Genomic DNA, 17,368 nt, shown 5'->3' with positions numbered 1-17,368 from the left:
CTAGACATCGGATGTCTAGGAGTCTACGGCCACGAAGCGCACGGGATCGACCTCAGGAAGCCGCCGGATCAGGCCACGAGCCTCCAGGGCGCGCAGATGGGCCGCGGCCTCGCCCGCCGCCATGCCCCTGAGCATGGGGGAGAGGTCCTCCCATGACCGGTTCCACCTCATCAGGGCCGCGGCCTCCCAGATGGTGAGGGGCTCGGCGAGCACGGCGGCCAGCCGGACGAGCTTGTCCTCGTGGTGGGCGCGGATCTCGGCGGCGCGGGCGGCGGTGTCGTCGAAGATCCGTTCGTGGGCGGGCAGCGCCTCGGTGCGGCCCAGGGCGGCGACCTTGTCCAGGGAGGTGAGGAAGTCGTCGAGCGGGTCAATGTCATCCCTGTCGTACGGATAAATCCCGATATGGGGTGTGATGTCGGGGAGCACGTGGTCGCCGGTGAACAGTCGGGCGGCGTCCTCGAGGAACAGGCACACGTGGCCAGGGGTGTGGCCGGGCGTGTGGATCGCGCGCAGCGTGCGCCCCGGAAGGTCGATCAGATCGCCGTCGCGCAGCTCCAGGTCGGGCTGGGCGGGCGGCTCAGGCCGCGCGCCGTCCTCCAGGGTCAGGGCGGGGGCGCCCGCGCGGCGCAGCATCTCGGACTGGAAGTCGCGGTGCGCCCGCTCGCCGAAGCCGCGCATGAGCTTGACCAGCCGCGCGTCCTCCTCGTGCATCGCGATCCACGCGCCGGACTCCTCGCGCACCCGCCCCGCCAGGCCCGCGTGGTCGGGGTGGAAGTGGGTGACGACCACGCCTCTAACGGCGGAGACGTCCGTGCCCAGCTCGGACAGGCCCGCGCTCAGCGCCTGCCAGGCGTCGGGATGGTTCCACCCGGCGTCCACGAGCAGCGGTCCCCCTGGCGAGTCGATGGCGTAGACCAGCGTGTAGCCGAGCGGACTGCCGGGGATCGGGACGGGCACGCTGCGCACCCCGCCGCCCAGATCACGCGGGCGCTGACCGGCGTACGGCACGCGCGAGGTCACAGCGTGCGCTCCAGGATGGTGGCGGTGGCCAGGGCGCCGCCCGCGCACATCGTCACCAGCGCGGTCGACAGGTCCGCCCGCTCCAGTTCGTGCAGCGCCGTCGTGACGAGGCGGGCTCCCGTGGCCCCGACGGGGTGCCCGAGCGCGATCGCACCCCCGTTGACGTTCACCCTGTCCATGTCGGGCTCGTGCGCCGAGGCCCACGACAGCACGACCGCGGCGAAGGCCTCGTTCACCTCGAACCTGTCGAGATCGCCCATCGTCATGCCCGCCCGCCGCAGGACCGCGGCCGTGGCGTCCACGGGGCCGTCCAGGTGGTAGTAGGGCTCCGAGCCCACCAGCGTCTGCGCGAGGATGCGGGCCCTCGGCCGCAGGCCGTGCCGCCTGGCGGCCGACTCGCTCATCAGCAGCACCGCGGCCGCGCCGTCGGAGATCTGCGACGAGGTTCCCGCGGTGTGCAACCCGTTCTCGCCGAGCACCGGTCTGAGTGCCGACAGGCTCTCCTCCGTGGTCTCGCGCAGGCCCTGGTCCCTGGAGACCTCGCCTACGGGCACGATCTCCCTGGCGAACCTGCCGTCGGCCCACGCCTTGGCGGCCAGCCGCTGCGACCTGGCGCCGAACCAGTCGAGCCGCTGCCTGGTCAGCCCGCGCCGCCCGGCGATCCGCTCCGCGGCGGTGAACTGGTCGGGCAGGTCGATCGACCAGTCGTCGGGCCGGGGCTTGGCCGGTAACACGTTGCTGCCGAGGGGCGCCCTGCTCATCACCTCGACCCCGCAGGCGACGCCCACCTCGATCACCCCCGCCTGGATCATCGCCGCCACCAGGTGCACGGCCTGCTGCGACGACCCGCACTGCGCGTCGATCGTGGTGACCCCCGTCCGGTACGGCAGGCCCGCGTACAGCCATGCGTGCCGTCCGACGTGGCCGCCCTGCTCGCCCGCCTGTGTCACGCATCCGGCGAACACCTGCTCCACCAGGTGGGGGTCGATCCCCGACCGGGAGATCAGCCCGTTCAGCGCCGTGGCGAGCACCTGCTGGGGCTTCAGCCCCGACAGCCAGCCGCCACGCTTGCCGATCGGGGTCCTGACGGCCTCGACGATCACCGGTGTGGTCACAGCAGCCTCCAGAATGATGCTCTGGAGGCAAACAGTAACGCGTTCTACTTTGCCGTGGAAGGCCCGACTTCCAGGACGATCTTGCCGGTCGTCCTGTTCGTCTCGCCGAGCTCATGCGCCTTGGCCGCTTCCTCCAGAGGCAGCACCGCCGCGACCTCCGCTCTCAACCTGCCCGCCGTGACCAGCGCGGCGATGGCCTTCATGGCAGCGTGGTCGGGCTCGACCAGCATGCTGCGCGCCCGCACCCGCAGGCCGAGCGCCTTGGCGGCGAGCTCCTCGTCCACGCGCGACAGGACGATCGAGACGAGAGAGCCGCCCGGCCGAAGCGTCTCCAGCGAGCGGGGGCCGTAGTCGCCGCCGATCGTGTCGAGCACCACGTCGACGTCCTTCAGCGCGGCGAAGTCCTCGGTCCGGTAGTCGATCAGCTCGTCGGCGCCCAGCGAGCGCAGGAAGTCGTGCTTGGCGGCGCTGGCCGTACCGATGACATGGGCGCCGCGCGCCTTGGCGATCTGGACGGCGAGGTGGCCGACGCCGCCCGCGGCGGCGTGCACGAGCACCCGCTGGCCCGACCGCACGCCCGCGGTGTCGACCAGCGCCTGCCACGCCGTCAGCGCGGCCAGCGGCAGCGCGCCCGCCTGGATGTAGTCGACGCCGGCGGGTTTGGGGACGAAGGTCCTGGACGGCGCGGTGACGTACTCGGCGAAGGCGCCGTGCCCGAACGGATAGCGCAGCATCCCGAAGACCTCGTCGCCCGGCTCGTAGAGGCTGACGCCGGAGCCGACCTCCTCGACGACGCCGGAGACGTCCCAGCCCAGCACGAACGGAGGCTTGCCGAGCAGGCCGCCGTGGGCGCGGTGCTTCCAGTCGGTCGGATTGAGCCCCGCCGCGTGCACGCGCACCAGCACCTCGGTCGGCCCCGGCTCGGGGCGCGGCAGCTCGATCTCCTTGAGGACCTCGGGTCCGCCCAGAACGTCTTGACTGATTGCTCTCATGCCTTCCACCCTGTCGCCTGCCAGGGTGCGGGGCCAAGTGGCCCATTGGCCAAGATGTGTAAGGATTGGGCCATGCACCGTGTGGTCGTCCTGGCGCTCGACGGCGTCATCCCGTTCGAGCTCAGCCTCGCCTCGCGCATCTTCGGCACGGCGAGAGGGCGCTACGAGGTGATCACCTGCTCGCTCGACGGCGGGCCCGTGCGGACGGACGCCGACTTCTCGATCGCGGTAGAGCACGACGCGGGCGTCCTGGCCACGGCCGACACCGTGATCCTGCCCGCCGCCGAGTGGTTCGGCGGGGTCAGGGGGCCGGCCGACCTGCCGCCCGCGCTGATCGAGGCGCTCTCGACGATTCGCCGGGGCACCCGCATGGTCTCGATCTGCCTGGCCGCCTCCGTCCTGGCCGCCACGGGCTTGCTAGACGGCCGTCCCGCCACCACCCACTGGGCGCACGCCGAGGAGTTCCAGCGGCACTTCCCCGAGGTCAGGGTCGCTCCGGAGGTGCTGTTCGTGGACGACGGCGACGTGCTCACCTCGGCGGGCGCCGCTGCGGGCGTCGACCTGATCCTGCACCTCATCAGGCGCGACCACGGCAGCCAGGTCGCCAACCAGGTGGCCAGGCGGTGCGTGGTGCCGCCGTGGCGCGACGGTGGCCAGGCCCAGTACATCGAGCGTCCGGTGCCCGAGCCCGCCTCGTCCGGCACGGCGGACACCAGGCAGTGGGCGCTGGCCCGGCTGCACGAGCCGCTCCTGCTGGACGACCTGGCCGCTCACGCGCGGATGAGCAGGCGCACCTTCACCAGGCGCTTCAGGGAGGAGGTCGGCATGAGTCCAGGCCAGTGGCTCATCGGGCAGCGGGTGGAGCTGGCCAGGCACCTGCTGGAGTCGAGCGACCTGCCGGTGGACCAGGTGGCCGAGCGCGCGGGCTTCGGCACCGCCGCCTCCCTCCGCCAGCACCTGCACGCGGTGCTCGGCGTCTCGCCGCACGCCTACCGCCGCACCTTCGCGGTCAGGGCGTGAGCCCCTGTCGTCAGAAGTCGGACAGCAGGCGGGCCGCGGCGATCTCGATGCGCCGCTGGATCTGCTCGTGGGTGCGCCGCCCCCGCAGCATCTCCAGCAGTTCCTGCACCCACACGCTCGACAGCAGCCCGGTCAGCACCAGGTGCTCCTCAGGGGCGTCGGGGCCGCCTGCCACCCGCAGCAGCAGCTCGGCCATCCTGTCGCCGAACGGGGTCTCGACCTCGGCGAGGATCAGTGACCTGATGAGGGCGTCGGCGAGCTCGGGCTCGCGCATCAGCCCCCTGGTGGCCCGCATGAGGACGTCGACCGCCCGCCCAGGGGCGGTCGTGGCGCTCGGAGGGCGCCGCTCGATGCTGCTCTCCAGCAGGTCGATCTCCTCGCCGACCACCGCGACGACCAGGTCCATCTTGGAGGGGAAGTAGCGGTAGAGCGTGCCGAGGGCGACGCCCGCCCGCTCGGCGACCGTGCGCATCTGCATCGCCTCGACCCCGCCTCGCGAGGCGAGCGCGGCGGCGGCCTGGACGATGCGCTTGCGGCGCTGGCGCTGGCTCCTGGTGCGGGCGCCGGCGTCGGGCTGGTTGTCATGCGCGGGGATCGTCGCATGCGGAGGGCGCATGAGAACACGTTATCCGAAGTCTCCTCGGCCCCGCTTGTTACTCGTGAGTCACAGACCGGCCCTGATGAACCCGGCGCTGGTCCAGCCGTCTCGTGGGCTGCCACTGGACAGATACTAGAATCTGTTCTAGTTTGCGGAACGGTTGACCGAGCGCTTGGTGGGAGGCCGGATGACCGAGGACACGCTCGCCGCCCTGCTCGAACGACGAGCCGACGACGACCGTCAGGGGCTGCTCTTCGAGGACTCCTCGTGGACGTGGCGCGCGGTCGTCGCCCGCTGCCGTTCCCATGCCAGGCGCCTGTCGGGGGTCAGGCACGTGGGCGTCCTCAGCGACAACATCCCCGACCTGGTCTTCCTCATCGGGGCCGCGGCGCTCGGCGGTCCCGTGGTGGTCGCGCTCAACCCGACCAGATCGGCCGAGGAACTGGAGAACGACGCCGCCGCCACCGACGTGGACCTCCTCCTGTGGGACGAGCCCTACGAGCACCTCGCCCAGGCGCTGCCCCTTCCCTCGCTCCGCCTGACCGACCTCGGCGGGCCGTCCGCCGGTGACGGCCTCGGTCCCCACGGAGCGCCGGACGAGCTGGTGATGCTGATCTTCACCTCGGGCACCTCGGGGAGGCCGAGGGCGGTGCGGATCACGCAGCGGAAGATCGCGGTTCCCGGCGTCAGCCTCGCCGCGATGCTCACCCGCGACGACGTCGTCTACTGCTCCATGCCGCTCTTCCACTCGGGCGCGATCATGGCCGCCCTCGCGCCCGCGGCGGCCTCGGGCGCGACGCTCGTCCTGCGCAGGCGGTTCTCGGCCTCGGGCCTGCTGCCCGACGTGCGCCGCCACGGCTGCACCTACCTGCACTATGTCGGCAAGGCGCTGTCCTACGTCCTGGCCACGCCCGCGCGTGCCGACGACGCCGACAACCCGCTGAGGATCGCTTTCGGGAACGAGGGCAGCGCGACCGCCATCAGACGCTTCGGTGAGCGGTTCGGCTGCCACGTGATCGACGCGTTCGGCTCCACGGAGACGGCCCTGTCGATCACGCCCGACCCGTCGGGGCCCAGCGGCGCCCTCGGCAGGCTCCCCGAGGGGATCGAGATCAGGAACCCGGCGACGGGCGAGCGCTGCGCGCCCGCGATCGTCGTCGACGGCAGGCCGTCCAACCCCGACGAGGCGATCGGCGAGCTGGTCAACGTCAGGGGCGTCGGCCTGTTCGAGGGCTACTACAACGACCCCGCGGCCGACGCCGAGCGGGTCAGGCAGGGCGCCTACTGGTCGGGCGACCTGGCCTACGCCGACCCGCAGGGGTTCGTGTTCTTCGCGGGCAGGGGCACCGAGCGCCTGCGCGTGGACGGCGAGAACCTGGCGGTCGCGCCGATCGAGTCGGCGTTGAGGGAGTTCCCAGGGGTGGTCGAGGCGGCGGTCTACCCGGTGCCCGACGCGGCGGCGGGCGACCAGGTGATGGCGGCGCTCGTCATGGACCGCCCGTTCGACCCCGGGGCCTTCGCCGCGTTCACCGAGACGCTCGGCGCCAAGGCCGTACCCCGATACATCCGGATCTGCGGGGAGCTGCCGCAGACCGCCTCCCACAAGGTAGTCAAACGCGTCCTGGCCGGACAGGCCTGGCGCACCTCCGACCCCGTCTGGTTCCGCCCCGGCTCGGCGTTCACCAGGCTGACAGGCGAGGACATCGACGTGATCGAGGAAGAGTTCGCCCGGCACGGCCGCACGCACCTACTGGAGAGCTGAGTGGATTTCACCCTGGACGAGACCCAACAGGACCTGCGTACCCTCACCGCCGACCTGCTGGCGAAGAACCCCGAGTGGCCGGCCATGGAGCAGGCGGGCCTGGCGGGCATCTGCACGCCGGAGGAGGGGCTCGGCGCGGTGGAGATGGCCGTGGTGCTGCGCGAGGTGGGCGCCGTCGCCGCCGCCGTGCCCGCGCTGCCGGTCCTCGCCGCCTCCCTCGCCCTCGCCCGGTACGGCAGGCAGGTCGACGGCCTGCCCACCGTCGCGGTCAAGGGCATGAGCGCCCCCTACGCGCAACAGGCCACGCACGTCCTCTACGCCACGGACGAGGGCGTGTTCCTGACCGACGACTTCGAGGTGACCCCCGAGTTCACCTCCACGGGCGAGCCCTCGGGGACGGTCCGCGACAGGGGTGGCGAGCGCCTCGCGGGGCCCGGCGACGACCCGCGGCTGATCGTCACCGTCGCCATCGCCGCCCAGGCCAGCGGCGTTCTGGCCGGAGCGCTCAGACTGACCACCGACTACATCAGGACCCGCAGGCAGTTCGGCCGCCCGCTGGCCGAGTTCCAGGCCGTCACCATGCAGATCGCCGACGTCTACATCGCCTCGCGCGCCCTCGACGTCGCGATGTGGTCGGCCGCGTGGGGCATGGACCGCGACGACGTGGCCATCGCAGGGTTCCACGTGTGCGAGGCGTTCAAGGCGCTGTTCACCTGCCAGCACCTGCACGGCGGGCTCGGCCTCGACGTGACCTATCCCCTGCACCGCTACTTCGCCCAGGCCAAGCACCTGACCCATCTCCTCGGCGGCGCCGACGCCCAGCTCGACCTGATCGGAGCGCACGTCTGATGCTGATCGACCTGACCCCCGAACAGCGCGCGCTCCGCGACGAGCTGCGCGAGTACTTCCGCGCCTGCCTCACCCCCGAGGACCGCAGGAAGATCGCCGAGGATCCCTTCGGCGACGCCTACATGGAGCACTGCCGCAGGCTCGGCCGTGACGGCAAGCTGGGGCTCGGCTGGCCCAAGGAGTACGGCGGAGGCGGCTACGGCCCGCTGGAGCAGCAGATCTTCGCCAACGAGATCGCGCGCGCGGGCGTGCCGTACCCGATCATCACGCTGCAGACCGTCGGCCCCACGCTGATGCAGTACGGCACGCGCAAGCAGAAGGACTTCTTCCTGCCCCGCATCCTGGCGGGCGAGTGCCACTTCGCCATCGGCTACAGCGAGCCCGAGGCCGGCACCGACCTGGCCTCGCTGCGCACGACGGCGGTCAAGGACGGCGACCACTACATCGTCAACGGCCAGAAGATCTTCACCAGCGGCGCGCACTACTCCCAGTACATCTGGCTGGCCGCCCGCACCAACCCCGAGGCCAAGAAGCACAAGGGCATCACGATGATGATCGTGGACTGCGCCGACCCCGGCTTCTCGTGGACGCCGATCGTCACCATGGACGGCCGCCACCACACCAACGCCACCTACTACCAGGACGTCAGGGTCCCCGAGGACATGGTGGTCGGCGAGGTGGACAAGGGCTGGGACCTCATCGTCAACCAGCTCAACCACGAACGCGTCACGCTCGGCCCCGCGGGCAACCTCGCCCAGACCTACGACCGGTTCCTGTCGTGGGCGCGCGGCAAGGGGCTGCTCGCCGAGCCCGACGTGCGCAGGGCGCTGGCCAGGGTCTACACCTACTACCGCACGAACGAGCTGCTGAACTGGCAGGTCGCGGCCAGCATGGACCTCGGCTGGCTGGGCGCGCCCGACGCCTCCGCCACCAAGGTCTACGGCTCCGAGCGGATGCAGGAGATCGGCAGGCTCGTCTGCGACGTCCTGGCCAGGTACGGCGACCCCGCCGATCCAGAGACAGCCGAGCTGATGGAGCGCGTGGACCACGGCGTGAAGGGCGCGGTCGTGCTCACCTTCGGCGGCGGGGTCAACGAGGTGCAGCGCGAGCTCATCGCCATGCTGGGCCTCTCGCTGCCGAGGCCGCCGCGATGAGCACCCACGATCGCGGCGAGACGGGCGCGCACGAGGAGCTCATGGAGCTCGCCGCCAAGCAGGCCGCCCTCGGCGAGGTGCGAGGGGCTCCCGCCGCCGACCCCGTGAACGAGCCCATGATCAGGCACTGGCTCGCCGCGATGGGCGACGCCAACCCCGCCTACCTGGCCAACGGCGTCGCGCCGCCCGCGATGGCGCAGGTGTGGACGATGCAGGGGCTCGGGCCCCGCCAGCCGTCCCCCGTGGACGAGGTCATGACCGCGCTCAACGAGGCGGGCTTCACCGGCGTCGTCGCCACCAACTGCGACCACACCTACCATCGGCCGCTGCACGTGGGGGAGCGGGTCACCGCCGCCACCCGCTTCTCCGACCTGAAGGGCCCGAAGAGCACAGCCCTCGGTGAGGGCTACTTCGCCACCTGGACCGTCACCTGGTACTCGGAGGACGACCCGGTCGCCGAGATGCTCTTCAGAGTCCTGAAATTCCGGCCCAAGGAGCGGAAGAAGCCGTATCCGCTGAAACCGGCGGTCAATCAGGACACTGCCTTCTTCTGGGAGGGTGTGAAACAGGGCGAGCTGCGTATCCAGCGCTGTGGCGACTGCGGCGAGCTACGGCACCCGCCGGGCCCGCTCTGCCCTACCTGCCGATCGGCCAACCGCGACCACGTGGTCGCCAGCGGACTCGGCACGCTCTACAGCTTCGTGGTGCACCACCACCCGCCCGTTCCGGGGAGAGAGACGCCTTTTGTGGTGGCTGTGGTGGAACTGCCGGAAGGGGTGCGGATTGTGGGCAACATCGTGGACTGTCCCGTCGAGGACGTGGGTATCGGTATGGAGTTGCGCGTGACGTACAGCTCGATGGACGACGAACTGACCCTTCCCCTGTGGGCACCGCGGGAGCTGTGATGCGTACGCTGACCGAAGGACAGGTCGAGATCGGTTCGGTTCTCCCCGAGCTCTCGATTGATCTCACTCCTACGCTGATCGTCTCCACGGCGCTGGCGACCATGGACTTCACCCCCGTCCACCACGACGTCGAGGGCGCCAGAGCCCAGGGCTCCAAGGACATCTTCCTCAACATCCTCACCACGATGGGGCTGGTCGAGCGGTACGTCACCGACTGGATCGGGCCCGAGGCCGTGATCAAGCGGATCAACGTCAAGCTCGGGGTCCCCGCCTACGCGGGCGACCGGCTGACCTTCACCGGCGCGGTCGTGGACTGCGAGGAGGGGGAGTACACCGTGGAGGTGCGCGGCAAGGTCAGCCTCGGCGACCACGCCACCGCCACCGTGGCCTTCCGCCTGCCCGCCCCCGGCGACGGCACGGCGGCGCCATGAGGTCCGAGGCCGCGATCGCCGGGATCGGCGCCACGGAGTTCAGCAAGGAGTCGGGACGCTCGGAGCTGCGGCTGGCCGCGGAGGCGGTGCTCGCCGCCCTCGACGACGCGGGCCTGACCCCCTCCGACGTGGACGGCATGGTCACCTACACCCAGGACACCAACCAGGAGATCGCCGTCGCCCGCGAGGTGGGCATCGGCGACCTCACCTTCTTCTCCCGCGTCCACTACGGCGGGGGCGCCGCCTGCGGCACGGTGATGCACGCGGCCATGGCGGTCGCCACAGGGGCCGCGCGGACCGTGGTCTGCTACCGGGCCTTCAACGAGCGCTCGGGACGCAGGTTCGGCCAGCCCGACGCGAGGGTGGGCGGCGAGCCTTCCTCCCAGGGGCTCGAGATGAGCTGGCACGTGCCGTACGGGCTGATGACCCCCGCGGCCTGGGTGGCGATGTTCGCCCGCAGGTACATGCACGTCTCGGGGGCCACCTCCGAGGACTTCGGCAGGGTCGCGGTGGCGATGCGCAGGCACGCCGCCACCAACCCCGCCGCGTGGTTCCACGGCAGGCCGATCACGCTGGAGGAGCACCAGGCGTCACGCTGGATCGCGGAGCCGCTGCACCTGCTCGACTGCTGCCAGGAGAGCGACGGCGGGGTGGCGCTGGTGGTCACCACGGCCGAGCGCGCGCGTGACCTGCGCAGGTCCCCCGCGGTGATCGCCGCGGCGGCCCAGGGCTCGGGCGCGGGACAGATGATGATGACCAGCTACTACCGCGACGACATGGCGGGCCTGCCCGAGATGTCAGTGGTCGGGACGAGGCTGTGGGAGATGTCGGGACTGTCGCCCTCCGACATCCAGACCGCCATCCTGTACGACCACTTCACGCCCTTCGTCCTCAACCAGCTGGAGGAGCTCGGCTTCTGCGGCAGGGGGGAGGCGAAGGACTACGTCAAGGACGGCGGCATCGAGCTCGGCGGCAGGCTGCCGGTCAACCCGCACGGCGGCCAGCTCGGCGAGGCCTACATCCACGGGATGAACGGCATCGCCGAGGCCGTCCGGCAGATCAGGGGCACCTCGGTCAACCAGGTGGGCGGTGTCGAGAACGTCCTGGTCACCGCGGGGACAGGGGTGCCGACCAGCGGCCTGGTCCTGACGCGGGGCTGAGGAGGCCCTGCGGCTAGCGGGCCGCAGGCCTGCCTCCTTCTCCCTGCCCCGGCACCAGGAAGTCTTCTTCCTACCTCGGAACCCGGAAGCCTTCGCCTACCTCGGAACCCAGAAGAAGACCAGCATCGCGATCGCCACGCAGATGAGGAAGCCTGCCACCTCCCACGCCCAGTCGTGGTGACGGTTGCGCCGCTTGCCCTTCCTCTTCGCCGCGGCCTTCCCCTTGGCGGCCTTGCCCGTGGCCGCCTTCTTGGCCGGGCGCTTCTGAGCAGGGCTCTTCTGCGGAGCGCTCTTCAGGGGCGCGCTCTTCGGGGACGTGCTCTTCTGCGGGGCGGGTCTCTTCGGCTGCTCGGGCGGGCCGGGCCGCGCCGGCTCAGGGGCGAGCGGCGCCGAGGTCGCCTCCGTGGACGCCCTGGCCTCCCGCACCTGCTCCTCGGCCTTCGGCTCCTCCTGCACCGGCGTCCCGGCCGGGTCGGGAGGCAGCACGTAGACCGGCTCCCTGGGGGGACGGCGCGGCGCGAACAGGGAGGGCTCGGGGCGGGGCTCGCCCTTGTGCACGAGCAGGTCGGCCAGCGCCCTCCGGTCACGTGCTCGCATCGGCACGTCCGTGGAGTCGGCGGCCGTGTCGGGGGTGTGGTCAGGGGGCGCCGCGGTCCAGTGGTCGTCGAGGATGTCACCGGCGGGCGGATCGGCGGGCCGCTCCTGGACGGCGGGCTTGCTGAAGGCGTCCCACGCCGAGGGAGCGTCGAGCACGTCGCCGGGCGTCGGAGCCGAGAGCACGGGCCCGCGCGCGGCCGACGAGCGCGGCAGGGGTCTGTCGCGCATGAGGGGATGGCGGGGGGAGCGGCCCTCTCGCAGCTTCGGCATCGGCGCGGTCGCCGCCTCGTGCGGTGAGACGCGCGAAGGGTCGGGAGGGGTCAGCAGCTCGGTCGGGAAGATGCCCGTGCTGGTCGCGGGGTCGGTGACGCCCAGCGGTTGCGGCCAGGACGGCGCGGTCGGCCACAGCGGCCTCACGAACAGCGAGGTCGTGCGCGCGGCCGGAGCGGGGGCGGCGGGACGCGGGCCGAGCAGGCGGATCCTGATCGCGGCCGGCGGAGGGCGCCACGGCAGACGGCCGAGCACATCGCGCAGCGGCGCGACGCCCAGCGCGCCGTACACCTCGGCCACCGGCTGGGACAGCCGCGGCCCCGCGGTGCCCAGCGCCGACAGCAGCGACTGGCGGAAACGGAGCGCGGCGTTCTGGATCAGCTCGACGGCGGTGTCGTTGGCCACGTCGAGCACCCAGGCCAGCTCGGCGTCGGTGAGCCCGATGACGACGGACAGCACGAGCACCTCGCGCTGGTGCGGGCGCAGCTCGCGCAGGACGCGCTCGACCAGGGCGGTGGCGGGGTCGACCAGAGGGTCGATGACGGGAGGCGCGTAGACGATGTCGCGGCGGAAGATCTCCCGCCGCGCGAGCGCGTACAGCGCGGCACGCGGCGGCTCCACGGAGAGCGCGCTGGACAGCACGGCGTCCAGCGCGTCGGAGGCGGAGCCCGTGTCGCCGAGCTGGTCCGCGCAGTAGGCGAACAGCCCGGCGGCGTGACGGTCGTAGAGCTCGGCGATCAGATCCTCGCGAGAGCGCTGATCGGTGAGCGGAAGGGTCACGGGGCCGGATTCCTCTGTCAGAAAGATCGGACGCGGGGGATGAGGGGGCGGCGTCGGAGTGTTGCAGGCAATCATGCCGGTTGTGGTCTTGGAATGCACCACTGGATGCTCATTTGGTAGCCCCGTGAACCGTTTCACCTGGGGGCCAACGGGACAGACGGGGATCGGTCGCCGTAGTCTGTCTCGCAGAGATCATGGGGCGGGCCGCGGCCCCGCCGCTCGAGCGAGAGGTCGCGCATGATCACATTCGACTCCGTCACGAAGCGCTATCCGGATGGCTTCGTGGCCGTGGACAACCTGTCTCTCGAAGCGGAGACGGGACAGATCACCGTGCTGGTGGGGCCGTCGGGATGCGGCAAGACCACCACGCTCAGGATGATCAACAGGATGATCGACGCCACGGAGGGCCAGATCCTGCTCGACGGCTCCGACGTCAGGCAGATCGACCCGCCGACGCTGCGCAGGGGCATCGGGTACGTCATCCAGCAGGCGGGTCTCTTCCCCCATCGCAAGATCGTCGACAACGTGGCGACCGTGCCGTACCTGCTGGGCTGGGAGAAGAAGAAGGCCCGCGACCGCGCCATGGAGCTGCTGGAGCGGGTCGGGCTCGACCCCAAGATGGCCCAGCGCTACCCCTTCCAGCTCTCGGGCGGGCAGCAGCAGCGCGTCGGCGTGGCCCGCGCGCTGGCCGCCGACCCGCCCGTCCTGCTGATGGACGAGCCGTTCAGCGCCGTCGACCCGATCGTGCGCACCTCGCTGCAGGAGGAGCTGCTCAGGCTGCAGGCCGAGCTGAACAAGACGATCGTCTTCGTCACCCACGACATCGACGAGGCGATCAAGCTCGGCGACAAGGTCGCGGTGCTGCGGGTCGGGGGCAAGCTGGCCCAGTTCGCCGCCCCCAAGACGCTGCTGTCGGAGCCCGCCGACGACTTCGTGCGGGAGTTCCTTGGCAGGGACCGCGGCATCAGGCGGCTGTCGTTCGTCTCCAGCTCGTACCTGAAGCTCCGCACGGACCTGACCGTCACCTCGTCCTCCGCCGCCGGCCCCTCGGACGACGCGTGGCTGATGGTCGTGTCCGAGGACGGCAAGCCGGTCGGGTGGCTCGATCGCGACGAGCCCTTCGGCACCTACGTCCACGGCAAGGACTCCCTGCGCGCGGCGCTCGACGCGGCCCTGCTGTCCTCCTCGGGGCAGGCCGTGGCGCTCGACGAGTCGGGCAGGGTCGTCGGCGTCGCCACCAGGAAGGCCCTCGACGAGGCTCTCTCGGAGGCCGCCGATGGATGACGAGCAGCCGCTGTTCAGATGGAGCTGGGTCGAGAGCAACTGGAACTCCGACTCGCCCAACAGCATCGTCAACCTGCTCGAGGCGCACGTCGTGATGTCGCTCGTCCCGGTCGTGCTCGGCCTGCTCGTCTCGCTGCCGCTGGGGCTGGCCTGCGTGCGGTGGCGCTTCCTCTACCAGCCGACCTCCGCGGTCATGAACGTGATCTACGCGCTGCCGTCGCTGCCGCTGTTCATGCTGCTGATCCCCCAGACCGGCCTCACCAGGATGACCGTGATCATCCCGCTGACCTTCTACGCCCTCGCGGTGCTGGTGCCCGCCGTCGTCGACGGCATGGGCTCGGTGCCCGACCACGTGAGGCAGTCGGCGGTGGCCATGGGCTTCACGCCGCTGCGCCGCCTGGTCCAGGTGGAGCTGCCGATCGCGGTTCCCGTCGTGCTGGCAGGGCTGCGCGTCGTCACCGTATCCAGCATCAGCCTGGTCAGCGTCGGCGCGCTCATCGGGCAGGGCGGCCTCGGCAACCTGTTCACCGACGCCTTCCAGCGCGACTTCTACACCCCCGCCATCGCGGGCATCGTGCTCATCGTGCTGCTGGCGCTGGTCGGCGACGGGATCGTGCTCGCCGCCCAGCGCCTGCTCACGCCCTGGATGCGAGCGAGGAGGGCGTCGTGAACTGGTTGATCGACTTCTTCGGGAACCCGGACAACTGGTCGGGCCCCGGCGCCATCCCCATCAGGCTCCTCGAACACCTCGGCTTCTCGGCCGCCGCGCTGGTGCTGGCCGCGCTCATCGGGATCCCGCTCGGCCTGCTCATCGGGCACACGGGCAAGGGCTCGGTGATCGTGGTGGTCAGCGCCAACCTGGCCAGGGCGCTGCCGACTCTCGGCCTGCTGGTGCTCATCGTGCTGCTGCTCGGCACCGCCTCGATCTGGCCCGTGCTGATCCCCCTGGTGGCGCTGGCCGTGCCGCCGATCCTGGTCAACACCTTCGAGGGCATCAGGGGGGTCGATCCCGAGCTGCGCGACGCGGCCTACGGCATGGGACTGCGCGGCCCGCAGGTGCTGTTCAAGGTGCTCGTGCCGGTCGCGCTGCCGCTCGTCATGCTCGGCCTCAGGCTGGCGGCGGTGCAGGTCGTGGCGACCGCGGCGGTGGCCGCCTACGTCGGGCTCGGCGGGCTCGGACGTTACATCATCGACGGTTTGGCGACACAGGACTACGAGAGCGTGGTCGGCGGCTCGGTGCTGATCGTGGGCTTCGCGCTCGCCGTACAGGGTCTGTTCACCCTCGCGCAGAAGGTGATGGTCTCCCCGGGGGTGAGCCAGCGACTGAGGGTCCGCTAATCTCTCCATTACCCCCCGTTTAGAAGGGAAATAAGCATGAGACGCATATTCGGCACCGCGGCGGTCCTGTTCTCGGCGATGCTCACCCTGTCGGCCTGCGGTGGCGGCGGCAGCGGCAGCAACCCGCTGGACACCACCTCCGCGAGCGCGGCCCCCACGGGGTCCGCGTCGGCGCCGGGCGGGGGCACGGCCGTCGTCGGTTCGTTCAACTTCCCCGAGAGCGTGCTGCTGGGCTCCATCTACGCCCAGGCGCTCAAGGCCAAGGGCGTGACGGTCGAGGAGAAGCCGAACATCGGCAGCCGCGAGGTCATCTACAACCAGGTCAAGAGCGGCGGGCTGACCATCCTGCCCGAGTACAACGGCGCGCTGCTGTTCTTCGTCGACCCCAAGTCGACCGCCGCCTCGAAGGAGGAGGTCAACAGCGAGCTTGCCAGCAAGCTGCCGGCCGAGCTCGAGATCCTCGAGTCCTCTCCCGCGCAGGACAACGACTCTCTGACGGTCACCAAGGAGACCGCTGAGAAGTACAAGCTGACGACCATCGAGGACCTGGCCAAGGTCTCGAAGCAGATGGCGGTCGGCGGTCCTCCCGAGTTCAAGAAGCGCCGTGAGCAGCAGTTCAAGGACGTCTACGGCCTTGAGTTCAAGGAGTGGAAGCCGACGGGCGACACCACCGCGGACGCGATCAAGGACGGCACGGTCCAGGCGGGCAACGTCTTCACGACCGACCCGAAGATCATCATCAACAACATGGTCTCGCTGCAGGACCCCAAGAACGTCTTCAGCGCCCAGAACGTCACGCCGCTGGTGAACAAGGCGGCCACGACGGAGACGATCAAGACCACTCTGAACGCCGTGTCGGCCAAGCTGACGACCGAGAACCTCACGCAGATGATGCAGAAGATCTCCGTCGACAAGGACGACCCCGCCACGGTCGCCAAGGACTGGCTGACCACCAACGGCCTGCTGTAACGGAAACCCCGATGCCCGAGCCAAAGGCAAGGTCCTCGCCTGCGGCTCGGGCGGCGCTTTTCAGGGGCCACGCCCCTGAAACCCCGGTGAGGGGCCTTCCGGCCCCTCGCACTCCCCGGTCGTAACGCACGTCCTTCGACCCGTTCCAGCGCCGCAGCACTCCAGGCTCCTTGCCGGCAAGCGGCAGTTGCGAAGATCTCGGCATGGAATTCAACGACCCAGCCAGCATGCTCCACATGTGTACCGAACGACTCGGAGAGAAGGCCGGCAGGCAGTTCGCGGCCATGGCCCGCCGCGGCTTCCGGCTGGACCCTTCGGCAGACGCCGCCCAGGCCACCGGCCGATGCCGACTCGGCGGCCCCGCACTGCTCGAACCTGGCACTTCCTGGCCCGAACTGGGCGGCTTCCCCCTGTCCCTGCACGCCGTGCTCGACACCGACGCCCTCGCTCCGTGGCTCGGGGACGACCTGCCCACACGACCTGGCCTGCTCAACTTCTTCTACCTCGATCCCGACGTGCCATATGAGGAGTATCGGGAGCTGGACATGTCCGGGCCCGAGGCGTGCCGCGTGATTCCCGCCGATCCGGCACGGGCGGTCGAGACAGCCGCGCCCGAACCGGCGAGGAGCTATCCGGCCACACCCGTCCACGCGCTTCAGGTGAGCATGCTCCCGGACTGTTGGGACGTCGAGGACACCGACGTCGAGTTCGACACGGACGAATACTGGGGCGCGTCGGCGCTCATCCTCGACAAGATGGACGGCCTCGACGCGAACACCGCTGGCAGTCACTGTGCCTTCGGCTGGCCCGACACCTCCTACGCGTCCCGTGTGACCAACCGCGACGCCGACGGCTCGGCGATCCATCTGCTCCAGCTCGCAGAGGACGCGGAGCTCGGATGGGGGTGGGGTGACGCCGGCACGATGTACTTCACGATCCCGGTGAAGGCGTTCATGGCGGGGGACTTCAGCGAGGCCGAGGCGGACATGCGCTGCTGCTGAGCCCTTGGCGCACTCCCGTCAACCGGTTCGGCGAGTACCCCACGCACGAACTCGGCCTCCAGTCCGATTCGTGGCCAGGACCTGAGCGTCGGCGCTCGGGTGTGGTGCCTGGACTGAAGCGTC

At 70.7% G+C, this 17,368-nt stretch carries 17 protein-coding genes; 12 read left to right on the top strand and 5 right to left on the bottom strand.

From position 1 onward, the window contains the following. Nucleotides 1-15 precede the first annotated feature (15 nt). The 3 genes from ABFX50_RS18445 to ABFX50_RS18435 are packed head-to-tail and all read right to left on the bottom strand — an operon-like array spanning nucleotide 16 to nucleotide 3,127. Nucleotides 16-1,020 carry an MBL fold metallo-hydrolase gene (locus tag ABFX50_RS18445; RefSeq protein ID WP_346147895.1) on the bottom strand — a complete coding sequence of 335 codons (1,005 nt, stop codon included), beginning with the start codon at nucleotides 1,018-1,020 and terminating at the stop codon, nucleotides 16-18. Next, nucleotides 1,017-2,135: a steroid 3-ketoacyl-CoA thiolase gene (locus ABFX50_RS18440; RefSeq protein WP_346147893.1), complete on the bottom strand. Its 1,119-nt coding sequence runs from the start codon at nucleotides 2,133-2,135 to the stop codon at nucleotides 1,017-1,019. The genes ABFX50_RS18445 and ABFX50_RS18440 overlap by 4 nt, the downstream gene beginning before the upstream one ends. Nucleotides 2,136-2,179: 44 nt before the next feature. Further along, on the bottom strand, nucleotides 2,180-3,127 hold the full coding sequence (locus ABFX50_RS18435) for an NADP-dependent oxidoreductase (protein ID WP_346147891.1): 948 nt from the start codon (nucleotides 3,125-3,127) through the stop codon (nucleotides 2,180-2,182). A 72-nt stretch (nucleotides 3,128-3,199) separates the two neighbouring features. Here ABFX50_RS18435 and ABFX50_RS18430 point away from each other — a divergent pair, with 72 nt between their 5' ends. Beyond that, a complete protein-coding gene (locus ABFX50_RS18430; RefSeq protein ID WP_346147889.1) occupies nucleotides 3,200-4,147 on the top strand; it encodes a GlxA family transcriptional regulator in 948 nt (315 codons plus the stop codon). Between the two features lie 10 nt (nucleotides 4,148-4,157). Here the strand turns inward: ABFX50_RS18430 and ABFX50_RS18425 are convergent, their stop codons facing one another. Next, complete coding sequence (locus ABFX50_RS18425; protein WP_346147887.1) at nucleotides 4,158-4,763, bottom strand: TetR family transcriptional regulator; 606 nt, start codon at nucleotides 4,761-4,763, stop codon at nucleotides 4,158-4,160. Between the two features lie 169 nt (nucleotides 4,764-4,932). Here ABFX50_RS18425 and ABFX50_RS18420 point away from each other — a divergent pair, with 169 nt between their 5' ends. From ABFX50_RS18420 to ABFX50_RS18395, 6 genes are read left to right on the top strand one after another with little or no spacing between them, the layout of a single operon-like run. After that, nucleotides 4,933-6,507: an AMP-binding protein gene (locus tag ABFX50_RS18420; RefSeq protein WP_346147885.1), complete on the top strand. Its 1,575-nt coding sequence runs from the start codon at nucleotides 4,933-4,935 to the stop codon at nucleotides 6,505-6,507. Next, entirely contained in the window at nucleotides 6,508-7,356 is an 849-nt protein-coding gene (locus tag ABFX50_RS18415; RefSeq protein ID WP_346147883.1) for an acyl-CoA dehydrogenase family protein, read from the top strand. Further along, entirely contained in the window at nucleotides 7,356-8,510 is a 1,155-nt protein-coding gene (locus ABFX50_RS18410; protein ID WP_183656073.1) for an acyl-CoA dehydrogenase family protein, read from the top strand. The genes ABFX50_RS18415 and ABFX50_RS18410 overlap by 1 nt, the downstream gene beginning before the upstream one ends. Further along, a complete protein-coding gene (locus tag ABFX50_RS18405) occupies nucleotides 8,507-9,415 on the top strand; it encodes a bifunctional MaoC family dehydratase N-terminal/OB-fold nucleic acid binding domain-containing protein (RefSeq protein ID WP_346147881.1) in 909 nt (302 codons plus the stop codon). The genes ABFX50_RS18410 and ABFX50_RS18405 overlap by 4 nt, the downstream gene beginning before the upstream one ends. Further along, a complete protein-coding gene (locus ABFX50_RS18400) occupies nucleotides 9,415-9,846 on the top strand; it encodes a MaoC family dehydratase (protein WP_183656077.1) in 432 nt (143 codons plus the stop codon). The genes ABFX50_RS18405 and ABFX50_RS18400 overlap by 1 nt, the downstream gene beginning before the upstream one ends. Further along, nucleotides 9,843-11,006 (top strand): lipid-transfer protein, encoded by a 1,164-nt coding sequence (locus ABFX50_RS18395; protein ID WP_346147878.1) that lies wholly within the window; start codon nucleotides 9,843-9,845, stop codon nucleotides 11,004-11,006. Before ABFX50_RS18400 ends, ABFX50_RS18395 begins: the two co-directional genes overlap by 4 nt. Before the next feature lie 96 nt (nucleotides 11,007-11,102). On the opposite strand, the gene ABFX50_RS18390 is transcribed toward ABFX50_RS18395, so the two are convergent. Further along, nucleotides 11,103-12,653: an RNA polymerase sigma factor gene (locus ABFX50_RS18390; RefSeq protein ID WP_346147877.1), complete on the bottom strand. Its 1,551-nt coding sequence runs from the start codon at nucleotides 12,651-12,653 to the stop codon at nucleotides 11,103-11,105. Between the two features lie 237 nt (nucleotides 12,654-12,890). On the opposite strand from ABFX50_RS18390, the gene ABFX50_RS18385 reads away from it, so the two are divergent. The 5 genes from ABFX50_RS18385 (at nucleotide 12,891) to ABFX50_RS18365 (ending at nucleotide 17,245) form a co-directional block, all read left to right on the top strand. Continuing rightward, entirely contained in the window at nucleotides 12,891-13,937 is a 1,047-nt protein-coding gene (locus ABFX50_RS18385; protein WP_346147875.1) for an ABC transporter ATP-binding protein, read from the top strand. Continuing rightward, entirely contained in the window at nucleotides 13,930-14,607 is a 678-nt protein-coding gene (locus ABFX50_RS18380; protein ID WP_246452252.1) for an ABC transporter permease, read from the top strand. The genes ABFX50_RS18385 and ABFX50_RS18380 overlap by 8 nt, the downstream gene beginning before the upstream one ends. Continuing rightward, on the top strand, nucleotides 14,604-15,275 hold the full coding sequence (locus tag ABFX50_RS18375; protein WP_346147873.1) for an ABC transporter permease: 672 nt from the start codon (nucleotides 14,604-14,606) through the stop codon (nucleotides 15,273-15,275). Before ABFX50_RS18380 ends, ABFX50_RS18375 begins: the two co-directional genes overlap by 4 nt. 36 nt (nucleotides 15,276-15,311) lie before the next feature. Further along, nucleotides 15,312-16,244, top strand: a complete 933-nt coding sequence (locus ABFX50_RS18370; protein ID WP_183656089.1) for an ABC transporter substrate-binding protein — start codon at nucleotides 15,312-15,314, stop codon at nucleotides 16,242-16,244. Nucleotides 16,245-16,480: 236 nt separating this feature from the next. After that, nucleotides 16,481-17,245, top strand: a complete 765-nt coding sequence (locus ABFX50_RS18365; RefSeq protein WP_346147871.1) for a DUF1963 domain-containing protein — start codon at nucleotides 16,481-16,483, stop codon at nucleotides 17,243-17,245. Nucleotides 17,246-17,368 lie beyond the last annotated feature (123 nt).

This window comes from Nonomuraea recticatena (genome assembly GCF_039533245.1).
In the GTDB taxonomy this organism is placed as follows: Bacteria; Actinomycetota; Actinomycetes; order Streptosporangiales; family Streptosporangiaceae; genus Nonomuraea; species Nonomuraea roseola.
Note: the sequence above shows the minus strand (reverse complement) of the source record. Positions and strands in the feature narration are given on the sequence as shown.